Annotated in this window: 13 protein-coding genes; 7 read left to right on the top strand and 6 right to left on the bottom strand. The window is 51.5% G+C overall.

Going from position 1 to position 14,213, the window contains the following annotated elements; all coding sequences use genetic code 11:
* Positions 1–103: 103 nt before the first annotated feature.
* The 4 genes from glmU to KBY68_RS04670 are packed head-to-tail and all read right to left on the bottom strand — an operon-like array spanning position 104 to position 4,870.
* Positions 104–1,456 (bottom strand): bifunctional UDP-N-acetylglucosamine diphosphorylase/glucosamine-1-phosphate N-acetyltransferase GlmU, encoded by a 1,353-nt coding sequence (glmU, locus tag KBY68_RS04685; protein ID WP_255096086.1) that lies wholly within the window; start codon positions 1,454–1,456, stop codon positions 104–106.
* Positions 1,457–1,491: 35 nt separating this feature from the next.
* Positions 1,492–2,811 (bottom strand): 3-phosphoshikimate 1-carboxyvinyltransferase, encoded by a 1,320-nt coding sequence (gene aroA, locus KBY68_RS04680; RefSeq protein ID WP_255096085.1) that lies wholly within the window; start codon positions 2,809–2,811, stop codon positions 1,492–1,494.
* 32 nt (positions 2,812–2,843) lie between these two features.
* Positions 2,844–3,299, bottom strand: coding sequence for an RrF2 family transcriptional regulator (locus KBY68_RS04675; protein WP_255096084.1), 456 nt, complete (start codon positions 3,297–3,299; stop codon positions 2,844–2,846).
* Positions 3,299–4,870 (bottom strand): UbiD family decarboxylase, encoded by a 1,572-nt coding sequence (locus KBY68_RS04670; protein WP_255096083.1) that lies wholly within the window; start codon positions 4,868–4,870, stop codon positions 3,299–3,301. Before KBY68_RS04670 ends, KBY68_RS04675 begins: the two co-directional genes overlap by 1 nt.
* Before the next feature lie 53 nt (positions 4,871–4,923).
* Between KBY68_RS04670 and KBY68_RS04665 the strand changes: the two genes are divergently transcribed.
* The 6 genes from KBY68_RS04665 (at position 4,924) to KBY68_RS04640 (ending at position 9,811) form a co-directional block, all read left to right on the top strand.
* Positions 4,924–5,661 carry a 2-phosphosulfolactate phosphatase family protein gene (locus KBY68_RS04665; protein WP_255096081.1) on the top strand — a complete coding sequence of 246 codons (738 nt, stop codon included), beginning with the start codon at positions 4,924–4,926 and terminating at the stop codon, positions 5,659–5,661.
* A 36-nt stretch (positions 5,662–5,697) separates the two neighbouring features.
* Positions 5,698–6,516, top strand: coding sequence for a carbon-nitrogen hydrolase family protein (locus tag KBY68_RS04660; RefSeq protein ID WP_255096080.1), 819 nt, complete (start codon positions 5,698–5,700; stop codon positions 6,514–6,516).
* An 8-nt stretch (positions 6,517–6,524) separates the two neighbouring features.
* Complete coding sequence (locus KBY68_RS04655; protein ID WP_255096079.1) at positions 6,525–7,610, top strand: N-acetylmuramoyl-L-alanine amidase; 1,086 nt, start codon at positions 6,525–6,527, stop codon at positions 7,608–7,610.
* Positions 7,607–8,440: a glutamate racemase gene (murI, locus tag KBY68_RS04650; RefSeq protein WP_255096077.1), complete on the top strand. Its 834-nt coding sequence runs from the start codon at positions 7,607–7,609 to the stop codon at positions 8,438–8,440. Before KBY68_RS04655 ends, murI begins: the two co-directional genes overlap by 4 nt.
* A gap of 32 nt (positions 8,441–8,472) precedes the next feature.
* On the top strand, positions 8,473–9,438 hold the full coding sequence (sds, locus tag KBY68_RS04645; protein ID WP_255096076.1) for a solanesyl diphosphate synthase: 966 nt from the start codon (positions 8,473–8,475) through the stop codon (positions 9,436–9,438).
* Positions 9,439–9,580: 142 nt separating this feature from the next.
* On the top strand, positions 9,581–9,811 hold the full coding sequence (locus tag KBY68_RS04640) for a hypothetical protein (RefSeq protein WP_106500214.1): 231 nt from the start codon (positions 9,581–9,583) through the stop codon (positions 9,809–9,811).
* On the opposite strand, the gene KBY68_RS04635 is transcribed toward KBY68_RS04640, so the two are convergent.
* Positions 9,808–10,041, bottom strand: coding sequence for a hypothetical protein (locus KBY68_RS04635; protein ID WP_106500215.1), 234 nt, complete (start codon positions 10,039–10,041; stop codon positions 9,808–9,810). The two genes, KBY68_RS04640 and KBY68_RS04635, sit on opposite strands and share 4 nt — an antisense overlap.
* Positions 10,042–10,223: 182 nt before the next feature.
* Between KBY68_RS04635 and KBY68_RS04630 the strand changes: the two genes are divergently transcribed.
* Positions 10,224–11,939, top strand: a complete 1,716-nt coding sequence (locus KBY68_RS04630; protein WP_255096075.1) for an alpha-keto acid decarboxylase family protein — start codon at positions 10,224–10,226, stop codon at positions 11,937–11,939.
* Between the two features lie 23 nt (positions 11,940–11,962).
* Here KBY68_RS04630 and KBY68_RS04625 read toward each other — a convergent pair whose 3' ends face one another.
* On the bottom strand, positions 11,963–14,131 hold the full coding sequence (locus tag KBY68_RS04625; protein ID WP_255096074.1) for a glutamine synthetase III family protein: 2,169 nt from the start codon (positions 14,129–14,131) through the stop codon (positions 11,963–11,965).
* Between the last annotated feature and the right edge of the window lie 82 nt (positions 14,132–14,213).

The following is a 14,213-nucleotide window of genomic DNA, read 5'->3' as shown; positions in this document are numbered from 1 at the left end:
TGGCTTTTTGCATGGCATGATTGAATGAGGCATATTTGAAAAAGACATATTTGATAAAGACATATTTGATAAAGACATATTTGATAAAGACATAAGTTTAAAATTAATTTAAGCTTTGATAATTTTCTTTATTATACTGCCGGGCTCTGCCAATGGCAAGGCTATTGTTTTGCACATCTTTTGTGATGGTTGAGCCAGCGCCGATCACAACATTTGAGCCAATGGTTACCGGTGCCACTAAAACACTATTAGCACCGGTTTTACTATTGTCGCCAATGGTGCTGAGGTGTTTGTTCTTGCCATCATAATTTGCCGTTATTGTTCCAGCACCCACATTAACATTTAGGCCAAGTTTTGCATCACCAATATAGCTCAAATGGTTTACCTTTGATCCTGAGCCAATAGTACTTTTCTTAATTTCTACAAAGTTGCCAATACGAACGTTTTCACCAAGATCAGCTTGAGGTCTCAGGTGTGCGAAGGGGCCAATGTTGCAACCATCGCCTATTTTTGCAGAATTAATTACCGACATTAATACGGTTGCATCATTACCTATTTCCGCATCGATGATCAGTGAGCCAGGGCCAATGCGGCAGGAGTTACCAATTTTGCAATTGCCGCGGAAGTGGCATTGGGGTTCAACAACAACATCACGGCCAAATTGCGTTTCTTCGGAGATAGTGCAGCTTTTAGGATCGATAAAACTCACACCTTCCTTAAGCCAATGTTGCCGGATTCGATCCTGCAGCATGGCCTCGCAATCAGCCAGCTGTTGGCGATCGTTGATGCCTGTTATTTCAGATATGTCGCTCACTATTAAATGTTTAGCATTATTGAGCATTGCAATCGTATCGGTTAAATATAATTCTCCCTGATCATTTTCACTGCTTAAGGTTGGCAATACCTTTTTGAGGGCGCTCCATTTAAAGCAATAGATTCCTGCATTTATCAGCTTGTTTTGGCGTTGCTCGCAATCGCAATCGCGATCTTCAACTATTGCAGTAACCTCCCCATCATTATTGCTAAATACCCTTCCATAACCATTGGGGTTTTCTAGCATTGCCGTTAATAGTGTTGCCTCGGCGCCACTTTGGCAATGCATAGCCAGCAGTTGCGAAAGGGTTTCTTGCTTCAGCAAAGGCACGTCGCCATTTAGCACCAGTAGGTTGCCATCAAATTCAGCAAGCGGGGCCATGAGCTGTTGAATCGCATGGCCTGTGCCGTTTTGCGGCTGTTGCAAAATAAATTCAGGCTTGCCCGGATGATTCTGAAGTTGCTGTTGCACCCGTTCAGCCTGGTGGCCAACAATCAACAGCAGCCGATCCGGGTTGAGACAACTGCTGTTTTTGATTACCCGCTCTAGCAGGGTTGCACCGGCAAGGGGTTGCAATACCTTCGGCAGGCTGCTTTTCATGCGGGTGCCTTTACCTGCAGCTAGCACTGCTACAGCGAGCATTGGCCCTAAGCAACTGGTCGGGAATCTACCGGCTTCTAGGCCTGAATTCTTGCGAGGTCTTGCCAAAAGCTGGGATAGGAAACAGCCGCGGCATCAGCCCTTGCCAATTTGCTTGAACCATTGGCGCCAAGGGCGGCAATGGCCAGGCTCATCGCCACCCTGTGATCAGTTTCACTATCCAGCTGGGCTCCATTCAATTTTTGCTTGCCGGGAATTACTAGGCCATCGGCTGTTTCCTCTAGTTCAGCCCCCATCGCCCTTAATTGGCGTGCCATTACCGCTAAGCGATCGGTTTCTTTAACCCTTAATTCAGCGGCATCTTTGATCACGCTGGTGCCTTCGGCGGCTAGGGCAGCCACAGCAAGGATTGGGATTTCATCCACAAGTGTTGGGATCAGCGCGCCGCCGATATTGAACGCCTTAAGCGAGGCTGGTTTAACCCTTAGGTCGCCCACCGGTTCGCCGGCAACCAGCCTGTGCGCCAATAATTCCACCGCTGCACCCATTTGCTCTAGAACCGTGAGAATGCCGGTGCGGCTTGGATTTAGTCCCACATTTTCCAAGATTATTTCCGAGCCTGGAATCAGTAACCCGGCCACAAGCCAAAAGGCCGCAGAACTGATGTCCCCTGGCACCACAACTTTTTGGCCATGGAGATTGCTCCCCGGGGTTAACTGCACCTCAGGGCCCAAAGCGGCGGTTTGCTTACTTTCCAATTGGGCTCCAAATGCCTTCAGCATCCGCTCGCTGTGGTCGCGGGAAAGCGATGGCTCAATAACTGTGGTGACACCTGTGGCAGTTAGTGCAGCTAGCAAAATTGCACTTTTAACTTGAGCGCTGGCCACAGGAGTGTGAATGGTTGCCCCAAGTAATGCTTTTCCATTAACTGCCAGGGGAGCCAAGTTTCCCCCCTGGCGACCAGTAATTGATGCCTCCATTTTTGATAGTGGCTGCACCACCCTCCCCATGGGCCGCTTGCGTAGTGATTGATCACCATCAAGAACAAAATGCCGCCCTTCCCGGCCAGCAAGTAGCCCCAGCATTAGGCGCATGGTGGTTCCTGAATTTCCGCAATCGAGAATTCCAGGCGGTTCTTGGAGGCCATCAAGGCCAACCCCCTGCACTCTTACGATTTCACCAGCTGCAATCTCAGACACCTCAACCCCCATGGCCCTTAGGCAGTTGGCGGTGCTTAGGGGGTCTTCAGCTGGCAGCAAGCCTTCAATTTCGGTAGTTCCCTCTGCAATCGCACCAAATAAAAGGGCTCGATGGGAAATTGATTTATCACCTGGTACACGGATGGTTCCACGCAAATTGGCAGCGCCGCCATCAATTTGGATGCATTCAGCGGCCATAGGTGTTGAGCTGTTAGGCCAAATCCTATGGATTAACCAAGCATCAAGCCCCCATCCGGGTCCAGGGTTGCCTCCCAACTGCGTTGGTCGTAAAGCAATTCCGCCAGGCTGAGGCCCGCCATTTCCCGTTCCATTGCCCGTAGGAGCCTCTGCTGCAACTGCATTTCCAGCTGCTCCCCCGCAGAGGCCGCAGCTTTGGCATCAACTGGAGCAAATTGAGTGAGCCTTGGTTGCCTCCAGCCACCAACGGCGTTTAACACCGCCTGAAGCGCCAATTCATGGGGGGGGACCTTGAGGAGATAGCCGCCATTCCTTCCCCTTGTTGCCTCCACCAGGCCAGCGCGGCGCAGCTGAAGCAGCAACTTCTCAAGCATCGGTGCCGGCAAGTTTTGTCGGTTTGCTAGTTCAGGGCCTGAAATACTGCTATTTGGGTGGCGGGCTAACTCCACTAAAGCCCTCAGGGCAATGGTTCCTGCTCTGGTAAGCATCAAGCCTTTGCTTTTTCAGCTAATCGTTCAAGTACGTGTTCCAATTGCAGGCCAAATAGGCTTGGGTCTGGGTTGTAGTTGCCATTATTCATATCTCTGTTTGAAGCCAAATCAGCTAATCCAAGTTCCTGCCAGCGGTTTGTAATCCGTTGCTCTACTTCTTTCGATCTGCTCAATGGCTCGCCCCATTCGTGGCGTTTTTCGGGACCAACCTTCGTGGTGGCATCAATGGCTAGGCGACCACCAAGGCCAAGCCTTTCGCTTGCGAAATCGAGGGAATCAAAAGGGGTGTCTTGGAGCACAAATAAATCCCGTTGGGGATCAACTTGGGCTGCAATAGCCCAAACAACTTGGCGCGGATCGCGCACATTGATTGCTTGATCAACAACCACAACAAATTTTGTGTAAGTGAATTGGGGCAAGGCGCTCCAAAAGGCCATGGCAGCTCGCTTTGCCTGGCCTGGATAGGCTTTTTTGATTGATATAACCGCCAATTTGTAGCTAAGCGCTTCCATTGGAAGGAAGAAATCAACAATTTCAGGCACCTGTTGACGCAGGATTGGCGTGTAGATGCGATTGAGGGCTATCGCCAACATCGCTTCCTCCTTTGGGGGCCTGCCGCTGAAGGTGGTGAGCATTAATGGATTTTTTTGCTGTGTTACGCAGTGGAACCTCACCAATGGTGATGGCTCCTCGAGGCCGTAGAAGCCCATGTGGTCGCCAAAGGGTCCATCTGGGTTGGTTTCCCCTGGGGTGATAGTGCCCTCCAGCACAATTTCGCTGTGGGCTGGCACTTCCAGGTCAACGGTTTTACAGCGAGCTAAATGAACCCCCTCGCCGGCATAAAGCCCAGCGAATAACCACTCGGAAAGTTGCACTGGAATCGGTGTGGCAGCAGCCATCACCAAAAGGGGGTGCACACCAAGGGCAACGGCAATTTCAAGTTTTTCGCCCCGGGCAGCGGCCTTACGCAAATGACCCGCACCACCACGCACACTGAGCCAATGCACCGTCATGGAACGGGCATCCTGTTGCTGCAAGCGATAAACACCAACATTTGGAACCCGTGTTTCGGGATCTCGAGTGATCACTAAACCAAGGGTGATAACTCGGCCGGCATCCCCGGGCCAGGGTCTTATTAAGGGCAGCTGATCAAGGTTGAGCTGATCTCCCTTTTGAACGATTTGCTGGCAGGGGGGAAAAAGATCAAAGTCGGGACGAGCCTTCACTAAATCCCAGAGCACCCTGCCAAAGGCTGCTGTTTCCTGCAGACCCTTCGGCGGTCGCGGTTGCTGCAATAAAGCGAGGCGGCTACCCAATTCCTCCAGTTGCTCCACCCGCTCAAGCCCCATGCTCCACACCACCCGTTCCACCGTGCCCAGCAGATTGAGCACAAGGGGCATGGGGCTGCCGATCACGTTTTCAAACAACAGCGCCGGTCCCCCCATGGCAAGAACCCTGTCGGCAATTGCTGCCACTTCAAGATCGGGATTAACTGGAGCGGTGATGCGACGCAATTGACCGCGCTGTTCCACCAGCTTCAGAAAATCGCGCAGGGTGCGCTGCGCCATTGGTGCCCAGAAAGTTCACACCTACTGTGGCGCACCTGGCCCTGCTTCCACCGATGCGCGTTTCCTATTTCCACACCCCCGAGCGGGTTCCCCATGGCTCCATGGCTGATGCAGCTGTGGTAATTGATGTTCTACGGGCCACAAGCACGATGGCCTGGGCCCTCCACAACGGCGCGGAAGCCGTTCAAGCTTTTGCCGATTTAGATGCCCTCAGCGCCGCCGCTGCCGCTTGGCCCCAGGAGCTTTGTATTCGTGCAGGTGAAAGGGGTGGTGCCAAGCTCGAGGGCTTTGATTTGGGTAATTCGCCGTTAGCGGTAACAGCTGAATTTGTTGCCGGAAAACGTATTTTCATGAGTACCACCAATGGCACCCGCTCCCTGGATCGCGTTTCAACAGCGGCAATGCTTTTTACCGCTGCCCTTGTTAATCGCTCCGCCGTAGCAAAACGTCTTTGCCAACAGAATCCAGAAACGGTTTGGATTGTTGGCAGCGGTTGGGAGGGTGATTACTCCCTAGAAGACAGCCTGGCGGCGGGGGCCCTTGCCGATGCTCTGCTGCAAATTGGCGCCACAAGCCTCAAAAAATTGGCCGCCAACGATGAGCTGAGCGCCTCCCATGCCCTTTGGAGCCAATGGAAAACAAACCCAGAGCAGGCCTTGCGCCTCGCTAGCCACGGCCAAAGGCTTGAGCGTTTGGGCGATCACGATGCTGATTTCGCCTGTTGCGCTGCCGTTGACAGCCTGGTGGTGGTGCCCCAACAAACCGAAATGGGAGTTTTAAGGGCCACCTGAGGCTCGGTACAGTTCAAGAAGCGGATTACAGCGGTTTTGAGCAGCTTCCTTGCAGCAGCCCTGCAAATGAACAGCACCCCAGATCCGGATGCAAATTTTGCCCAGGCTGAAGAGTTAATCGAATTAGCAGCCAGGCGGGGTGCTGATTTGGTGGGCTTACCTGAAAACTTTGCCTTTATGGGTGAAGAGGCACGCAAATTAGAGCTGGCCCCCAGCCTTGCCGAGCGTTGCAGCCGTTTTCTCGTAACGATGGCCCGCCGTTATCAAGTAACCCTTTTGGGCGGCGGCTTCCCGGTGCCTGCAGGGGAAAGCCTCACCTACAACCGCGCCGAATTGGTAGGCACCGATGGCCTTTTGCTTGCCCGCTACGACAAGATTCATCTTTTTGATGTGGATTTGCCAGACGGCAATACCTTCACTGAATCCGCCACGGTTTGCTCTGGCGCCGAACTACCGCCGGTGGTGGCAGTGCCCGGTTTGTGTCGGATCGGTTTATCTATTTGCTACGACGTTCGCTTTCCAGAGCTCTACCGCCACCTGGTGGGGGCTGGGGCCGAATTAATCATGGTGCCCGCTGCGTTTACCGCTTACACAGGTAAGGATCACTGGCAAATCCTTTTGCAGGCCAGGGCGATTGAAAATACCGCCTATCTACTGGCGCCAGCCCAAACGGGGTTACATTATGGACGCCGCCAGAGCCACGGACATGCCCTTGTTATCGATCCATGGGGCACGGTGTTGGCCGATGCGGGCGTTAGCCAAGGTGTGGCCGTTGCCCCTGTTGATCCCAGCCACCTACAACGGGTTCGAGGTCAAATGCCCAGCCTGCGGCATAGGCGGCCTGCATTGTTCTGAACCCACTGATGCTTAATTACGGTTGGCGCTTGGGGCTGCTGGCATCGGCAGCAGTTGTTGTGGTTGCCACCACTCCTCCCGCCCGCGCCTTCAGCGCCCTCGGCGCTTGGCGGATCAATGCCGACGGGGTGTTGGAGTTGCGCACTACCCCCTTTGCAAATCTCACAGCTTCTTTTGATGCGGGTGGTGCTAACCGGGGTCCAAGGCTTTGGATTGATTTGCCCGGCAGCCCGGCGCGCCCCCGCAACATTGCAGGGGCTGGGGCGATCCGCCAAGTGCGAATCGGCGGCCCTGAACCAGGAATCACCAGGTTGGTGATCGAATTTATGCCTGGGGTGCAAATAGATCCAAGCCAATTGAAATTAATTGGCACCGATAAAGACAGCTGGAGGCTGCAACTTCCTAACCAACAAGCTGGATATGTTGCTTTAGGGGAAGGAAATGTAGAACGCATCGATCCAGTGCAGGCACCCGCTGAAACCCAGGTGGCACCGCGGCAACCAATTCGCCCCCTCAGGCCAACTGACCTAGCTCAGGTAACTAGGGGACGCTTTCGCATTGTTATCGATCCGGGCCACGGCGGCCCCGACCCTGGCGCGGTGGGCATTGGTGGAACCCAAGAAAAGGATGTGGTGTTGGAAATATCCCAACAGGTGGCTGAATTACTGCGCAGTAGGGGGGTTGATGTTTTGCTTACCCGCAATGGCGATATCGATGTGGATCTCCCGCCGAGAGCTCAATTGGCAAATAACAGTGGAGCCGATGCCTTTGTAAGCATCCATGCCAACGCCCTCAGCATGGCGAGACCCGATGTGAATGGTTTGGAAACCTTTTATTACCAGAGCCTCCAGGGTAAAAATTTGGCCAGCTCTATCCATTCAGCTTTGATGCAAACGATTCGACGTACGGATCGAGGCGTAAAAGAAGGGCGTTTTTACGTAATAAGGGCCACTCGAATGCCCTCCACCCTGGTGGAGGTTGGTTTCCTCACGGGCGCCGATGATGCTGCCGACCTAATGGATCCAGCCCATCGCCGCCAGATCTCCCTGGCCATCGCCGCTGGCATTCTTGATTACCTGAGGCTTGTTGGTTGACCCTCGGCTCCAAAACTAGTTTTTCAGCCCTACCCAACGATGCCCTTGTGGGCATGTTTGACAGTGGCTTGGGGGGCCTAACCGTGTTGGGCCGATTGCTGCATTTGCGCCCTGGGCAGCCCTGCATATATGTGGCAGACACCGCGCGGGTGCCCTACGGAGGCCGCAGTGAAGCTGAAATTCGCAGCATTGCCGCAGAGGTTGCCAGCTACCTAAAAATGCAAAGCTGCCAAGCCTTATTGATGGCTTGCAACACAACCAATGCTCTGGCCCTGGATGTGGCCCAGGAACATGCAGGGGCCCCTGTGGTGGGCTTGATCGATTCAGTGGCTAAGCGCTTGCGGGGCCGGCGGATTGGTGTGCTAGCAACGCCTGCCACGGCGAAAAGCGGTGCCTACGGAAAAGCCTTGAGGGCAGCGAATGGAAACATCAAGGTTTTAGAGGTGGGCTGTCCATTTTTTGTGCCTGCCGTTGAGCTCAATGACCTTGGCAGCCCTCAACTGCGGGCTGCTGCCAAAAGCTACCTACAACCTTTATTGGCCGCTGATGTGGAAGCAATTGTGCTGGGCTGCACCCATTACCCCCTACTAAAGGCCTTGTTAAGGGAATTAATCCCAACCCACATCGAACTAGTTGATCCAGCCCTGGCGGCGGTAGATGTGCTGAGCGAACTGCTGGCGGCGCCAACACTGAATTCCAAGCAAGCATCTGCTTTCAGTGGTTGCCGCCTATTGGTTACCGGTGATCCCAAAGCATTTGCCGTGGGTGTGGAGCGCTGGCTTGGTTTTAGCCCCAAAGTGGAGCATGTGAGTCTTCAGCAACCCGGTTGAGCCCTCTAAGATCTGGCCAAGCGGGCGAATCCATGACCACGGTTGCAGAACTGCTCCAGCCCGTTGAGTCTGATCTTGAGGATCTGCTTAGCGATCTAAGGGAGTTGATCGGTGCGGGGCATCCGATCCTGCAAGCGGCAGCTGAGCACCTTTTTAGTGCCGGGGGCAAGAGGCTCAGGCCTGGGATCGTGCTGCTACTTGCCAGGGCAATCGATGGTGGTTTGGGACCAAAGCAGCGGCGTTTGGCTGAAATAACCGAGATGATCCACACCGCATCTTTGGTTCACGATGATGTGGTTGATGAGGCCGATACCCGTAGGGGAGTTGCCACAGTTCACAGCAGATTCAGCCACCGAGTTGCGGTGTTGGCAGGAGATTTTTTATTTGCTCAATCCAGTTGGCACTTAGCCAATTTAGAGAATCTAGAAGTTGTTAAGTTGCTTTCTAGGGTGATTATGGACCTTGCAGAAGGTGAGATAAGGCAGGGGCTCTACCGCTACGACACCGGCCAAAGCCTCGAAACCTACCTGGAGAAAAGTTATAGAAAAACGGCTTCACTAATGGCAAATAGTGCAAAAGCGGCCGGCGTTCTATCTGATCTAAGTGATGACAAGTTAGCTCTTTTATATGAATTTGGAAGGCTTCTGGGACTCGCCTTCCAAGTTGTAGACGACATTCTTGATTTCACCTCAGACGATGTTCAACTAGGTAAACCATCTGCATCTGATCTGGCCTCTGGAACCCTAACTGCTCCGGTTATTTATGCGATGGAGGAATTTCCAGCTCTGGCTGGAATCATTGAGCGGGAATTTAATCAACCAGATGATTTAAAACAGGCTTTAGCCCTTGTTGATCAAAGCCAAGGCATCGCCCGTTCTCGCCTGCTGGCCGAACGCTTCGCCCGGGAGGCTGCCAGCTGCCTTGATTTTCTTGCGCCCTCCCAATCAAAAGCAGCACTGCTGGCCCTGCCTGATTTTGTTTTGAGCCGGCTTTACTGATTTGTGATTTTTTTGGATAGCTCAGCCCAGTTTCAAAAGGCTGTATCGAAGCGGTTTGGTGTGGAAATGGAAATCAAAGTAAGGGTTTTTCGTTTTTGGCCATAGTGCGCTTAGGACGGATCAGTTGGTTGCGATCTGTCCCATGCCTGTTGCTGTTGCTCAACACATCACCCTTACAGATCGCCATGGGCATCCATTGATGGTTTGTGAGTTGCCAAAAGGAATTCGCCGCGATGAGGTGGCGAAGTTACACCATCAAATCCTTGTACATTTTCATTCTGAGTTGCGCGGGCAAGCCCCAGCTAAGCCCATCCATTTGAGCTGGCCAGAGGTTGTTAATCGCCTAGAGCAAAAAATTGGTTGTTTTGCCTAGTTAGGGGGCTGGCATTGATAATTCAAGGTTCGCCAATGGCCTGAGGGTGTGCTTACTTCTACCCCGATGGCCATTGCTTCCTTGGGATTTTTAGCTGTGCTAAGCCACCAAACCTGGGCATCTTGCCAGGCTGTTTCAAAGGAATCGTAAAGATCGTCTAATTCAGGGTGAGCGCCTCCACTGAGGTCTGTTAACCGATATAGGCGCTGGGCTTGTGACAACGGTGCCAATTTTTTAGGGGATTACGCATTTGATTATCAAGCTTTAAAGCCATGTCTTCTGTCGTCTTCATAACTTCTTCAGCTACAAACCACGAAACTTCTCATTTGTTCACGCAGCTTTGCTGAGTATAAATGCTCCGCCAAAGTTGTTTTTTGATATATATAGTTAATTTACAATCAGTTTGATCTTTGTGGTTTCAAATAATCGCAGCAATTCTCTATCGGTAGTTGCATACACACTTCAACGTTTGGCCGATCTTGGAATCGACAGGGTTTTTGGTGTGCCGGGAGATTATTCTTTCCCAATCAATGATGCTGTTGAAGAGAATTCGCAACTCACCTGGGTGGCATCTGCCAATGAATTAAACGCCGCCTACGCAGCCGATGGCTATGCCAGGCGCCGGGGTGCTGCGATTTTGGCTACCACCTATGGGGTTGGTGAACTCAGTGCAATAAATGGGGTGATGGGATCAATGGCTGAAAAGCTGCCCGTGTTCCATTTGGTGGGGGCCCCAAGCCTCAGAATTGTTAAGCAAGGATTAGTTGCACACCACAGCCTTGGTGACGGGGTGTTTGGAAATTTTGAACCAATTTCTGCGGCCGCTTGTTGTGTAAGCGCCCGTTTAAGTCCTGAAAATGTTGTTATCGAATTAGAGCGACTAATTGATAAAGCCTTGGAGGAAAGTAAACCTGCCTATTTGCTACTGCCAATGGATTTGGCAGAGATGCCAATTCAGGGCACCCCCTTTAGGGGTAGTCCGATTGGTTCTATCCGTCAACGCCAAAGTGATCCAACTGAATTGCGCGGTGCACTTGCTCTAGTAACACAAAGAATTAATCGCGCTCAAAATCCAGTGGTTATTGCAACGCGCACATTAGTGCGTTTTGGATTGAGGGATTTATTTGAAAAATTCCTAGAGCAAACTGGGCTCACATATGCCACAGCGCCCATGGATCGCGGCGTATTAACTGAATCCCATCCTGCTTTTCTAGGTGTATATAGCGGTGAGATGTCCCAGCCCAATGAACTACAACAGCTCATTAAAAATGCTGATTTAGTGTTAGATATTGGCGGGTTGATTACAGAAGATCTTAATACTGGAATCTGGACGGATGATGTTGACCCCTCTAAAATTATTAACTTGCGAATTGATTGGGTTCAATCATTAACAGCGGTTTTTACAAGTGTTGCCCTTCAAGACATGCTCGAGGGCTTGATTGAATGGCACAAGGATAAAGATACCGCCTATCCATGGCATGGTAAGCGGTTGATTCAACCCTTGGCTCCCATGAAAATTAATGCAGAGGGCATTGAGGCGATGGGCTCTGCATACTTTTATCCGCTATTGCAACGCTTTTTGCGGGCTGGTGATGTTCTTGTGTTGGAAGCTGGCACCTGCATGCTGAAAATTGGCCCAATGAAGTTGCCAGATGGTGTGGATATGGAAAATCAAACCTTATGGAGCTCAATCGGATGGGCTACGCCTGCCGCATTGGGTGTTGCCCTTGCTGAAACTGATCGCAGGGTTGTTTTATTAAGTGGTGATGGAGCCCATCAATTAACCGCCCAGGAAATTGGTGTTATGGGAAGACATGATATCAATCCAGTTATAATTATCTTAAACAATGGGGTTTATGGTGTTGAAAATATGTTGAGCAACCGTAGCCATGATTATAATATTCTTGCCGATTGGAATTATTCAGAATTACCTAATGTTATGGGCTGTAAGAATTGGTGGTGTGGTAAAGCTAGCACTGTGGCTGAATTGGAAAATGCCTTTACTTGTATTAGCAACCACAGTGGTGCTGCTTACTTAGAGGTAATTATTCCTGCGGAGGAGAGTCAACCCCTCCCGCAAGAGTTGATTAACCGTCTCCAAAAGCAGCACACACCAGCCAACCCATAATTAAAAAAGTTTTAGCTTAATTGTTATCGTATAAATAGCATTTCTTGGTAAGTGGGAAGAGGCCAGCGGTCATCATCTATCAACACCTCCAAAGCATCGGCGGCTTGGCGCAGTTTGAGCATTATGGGCAACAGCACCTCTGCGCAGTGCTTCATGTGGGCGGCACTGCCATGGGGAGGGCTATTTAAGGCCTGTTCTAGCAAAGCTGATTGCTCTTGCATCTCCCTGTTGAGTGCTGAAATCCTTTCCACTAAACTTGTATCAACTGGTAAGCCCAAACTTTTCTGCTCCATTAAGGAGCCACTCATATCGCCAAGGCTGCCTTGCACTGCCGGTTGAATTTGAGTGCGGGCCATCCTCAATGCCAGCTTTGCTTCTACTTCAATGGCAAGAATGTATTGCTCTGCATAAACCTCATAACGGCTTTGTAGTTCAACCCGAGTTAGCACACCTTGGCCTTCAAAAAGGTTTGCTATTTCAGGCCTTTCAAGCACTAGCAATGCATCAGCGCAGGTGGGCAGATTCTCTAGTCCCCGTTCAGCAACAGCTTTGTGATGCCATTCCTCTGAATAACCATCACCACCAAATACCACAGACCCATGCTGTTGCATTACCTGTTTAAGCACTTGGAAAGCGGCATCTTGTAAGGATGCCCCACCTTGGATGCAGCGCTCTAACTCATCGCAAAGCCATTGCAATGAATCGGCAAGGATTGTGTTCATCGCCACTAGGGGGCCAGCAACCGATTGGCCAGAACCAACGGCGCGGAATTCAAAGCGATTGCCAGTAAAAGCAAAAGGCGAGGTGCGATTGCGATCGCCTGGATCCTTAGGGAATTCGGGAAGGGTATCAACACCCAACTGCATAACTCCAGCTAAAGATGATGATTTTGGCTCCCCCTGAAGGATTTGATTAAATACATCTTCTAATTGGCTGCCTAAATATATCGAAATGATTGCTGGCGGAGCCTCATTTGCGCCGAGGCGATGGTCATTGCCCGCTGTTGCTACTACGGAGCGCATCAGGGGGCCAAAGCGATGGACACCCCTGATTACGGCGCCGCAGAACAGCAAAAATTGCATATTCTCGTGGGGGGTATTGCCGGGATCCAGCAGGTTGCCCTGGGTTGAATTACCCACAGACCAATTCACATGTTTCCCTGAACCATTGATGCCAGCAAATGGTTTTTCATGGAGCAGGCAGGCTAAACCGTGTTTTTTGGCGGTGCTGCGCAGCAGGGTCATGATCAGCTGTTGGTGATCCGTTGCCACGTTTGCCGCCTCATAAACAGGGGCAATTTCAAATTGTCCTGGGGCAACTTCATTGTGTCGCGTTTTACAGGGCACTCCTAAGCGGTAGAGCTGCTGTTCAACGTCTTGCATAAACACCTGAACCCGTTCAGGAATTGCTCCGAAGTAATGATCATCAAATTGCTGACCCTTTGCTGAGGCGGCACCAAATAGGGAGCGGCCCACCAGTAGTAGGTCGGGACGCAGGTTTAGAAATGCTTGATCGATTAAAAAGTATTCCTGTTCAGCGCCACAGCTGGAATTAACAGGAGCCACATCTGTGTTTCCCAGGAGCGTTAGAAGCCGCTTGGCCTGGCGGTTCATTGCCGCATTGGATCGCAATAGCGGTGTTTTTTTATCTAGCGCTTCCCCTGTCCAGGAAACAAATACCGTTGGAACACAAAGGGTTACCCCGTTGGGGGTTTCCATCAAATAGGCAGGGCTTGTGATGTCCCATGCGGTGTAACCGCGAGCTTCAAAGGTTGAGCGCAAGCCGCCATTGGGGAAAGATGAACCATCGGGTTCACCCTGAACAAGTAATTTCCCGGTGAATTCTGAAATTACGGTTCCGTCGCTCTGGGGAGCAATAAAGCCGTCGTGTTTTTCAGCTGTGGAATTGGTGAGCGGATAGAACACATGGGCGTAGTAGAGGGCCCCGTGGCTGGTAGCCCATTCCTTCATTGCCTGGGCTACGGCATTGGCAACAGATGGATCGAGCTTGCCCCCTTCCCGAATGGTGCGCTGCACCATTTTGAACTCCTCTTTAGGGAGTGCCTTCTTCATCTTCTCCAATGTGAAAACGTTCTTAGCCCAAAGTTCATCTAGGGGCTTGGCTGTTTCAGCTGGATAGGAACCGCGCAGCTGGATTTGCTCAATAGCACTTAGACGCTGGGGCGAGGGCATGGGATCCGGTGAATCGCTTTTTCCAATTAAAGCCCTAAGCGTCCCCTCAACTGCTATGGCAGGCACTTATTTCCAACTTATC

The organism is Synechococcus lacustris Maggiore-St4-Slac, assembly GCF_024345595.1.
Taxonomy (GTDB): domain Bacteria; phylum Cyanobacteriota; class Cyanobacteriia; order PCC-6307; family Cyanobiaceae; genus Synechococcus_D; species Synechococcus_D lacustris.
The sequence above is the reverse complement of the archived record's forward strand: the minus strand, read 5'-3'. Positions and strand labels throughout refer to the sequence as shown.

What these genes read in the sequence shown, in the direction of transcription:
- glmU (WP_255096086.1), bottom strand. Translation starts at nt 1,456, where the DNA reads ATGCTCGCTGTAGCAGTGCTAGCTGCAGGTAAAGGCACCCGCATGAAA.
- aroA (WP_255096085.1), bottom strand. Translation starts at nt 2,811, where the DNA reads ATGGCCGCTGAATGCATCCAAATTGATGGCGGCGCTGCCAATTTGCGT.
- KBY68_RS04675 (WP_255096084.1), bottom strand. Translation starts at nt 3,299, where the DNA reads ATGCTTACCAGAGCAGGAACCATTGCCCTGAGGGCTTTAGTGGAGTTA.
- KBY68_RS04670 (WP_255096083.1), bottom strand. Translation starts at nt 4,870, where the DNA reads ATGGCGCAGCGCACCCTGCGCGATTTTCTGAAGCTGGTGGAACAGCGC.
- KBY68_RS04665 (WP_255096081.1), top strand. Translation starts at nt 4,924, where the DNA reads ATGCGCGTTTCCTATTTCCACACCCCCGAGCGGGTTCCCCATGGCTCC.
- KBY68_RS04655 (WP_255096079.1), top strand. Translation starts at nt 6,525, where the DNA reads ATGCTTAATTACGGTTGGCGCTTGGGGCTGCTGGCATCGGCAGCAGTT.
- sds (WP_255096076.1), top strand. Translation starts at nt 8,473, where the DNA reads ATGACCACGGTTGCAGAACTGCTCCAGCCCGTTGAGTCTGATCTTGAG.
- KBY68_RS04640 (WP_106500214.1), top strand. Translation starts at nt 9,581, where the DNA reads ATGCCTGTTGCTGTTGCTCAACACATCACCCTTACAGATCGCCATGGG.
- KBY68_RS04625 (WP_255096074.1), bottom strand. Translation starts at nt 14,131, where the DNA reads ATGCCCTCGCCCCAGCGTCTAAGTGCTATTGAGCAAATCCAGCTGCGC.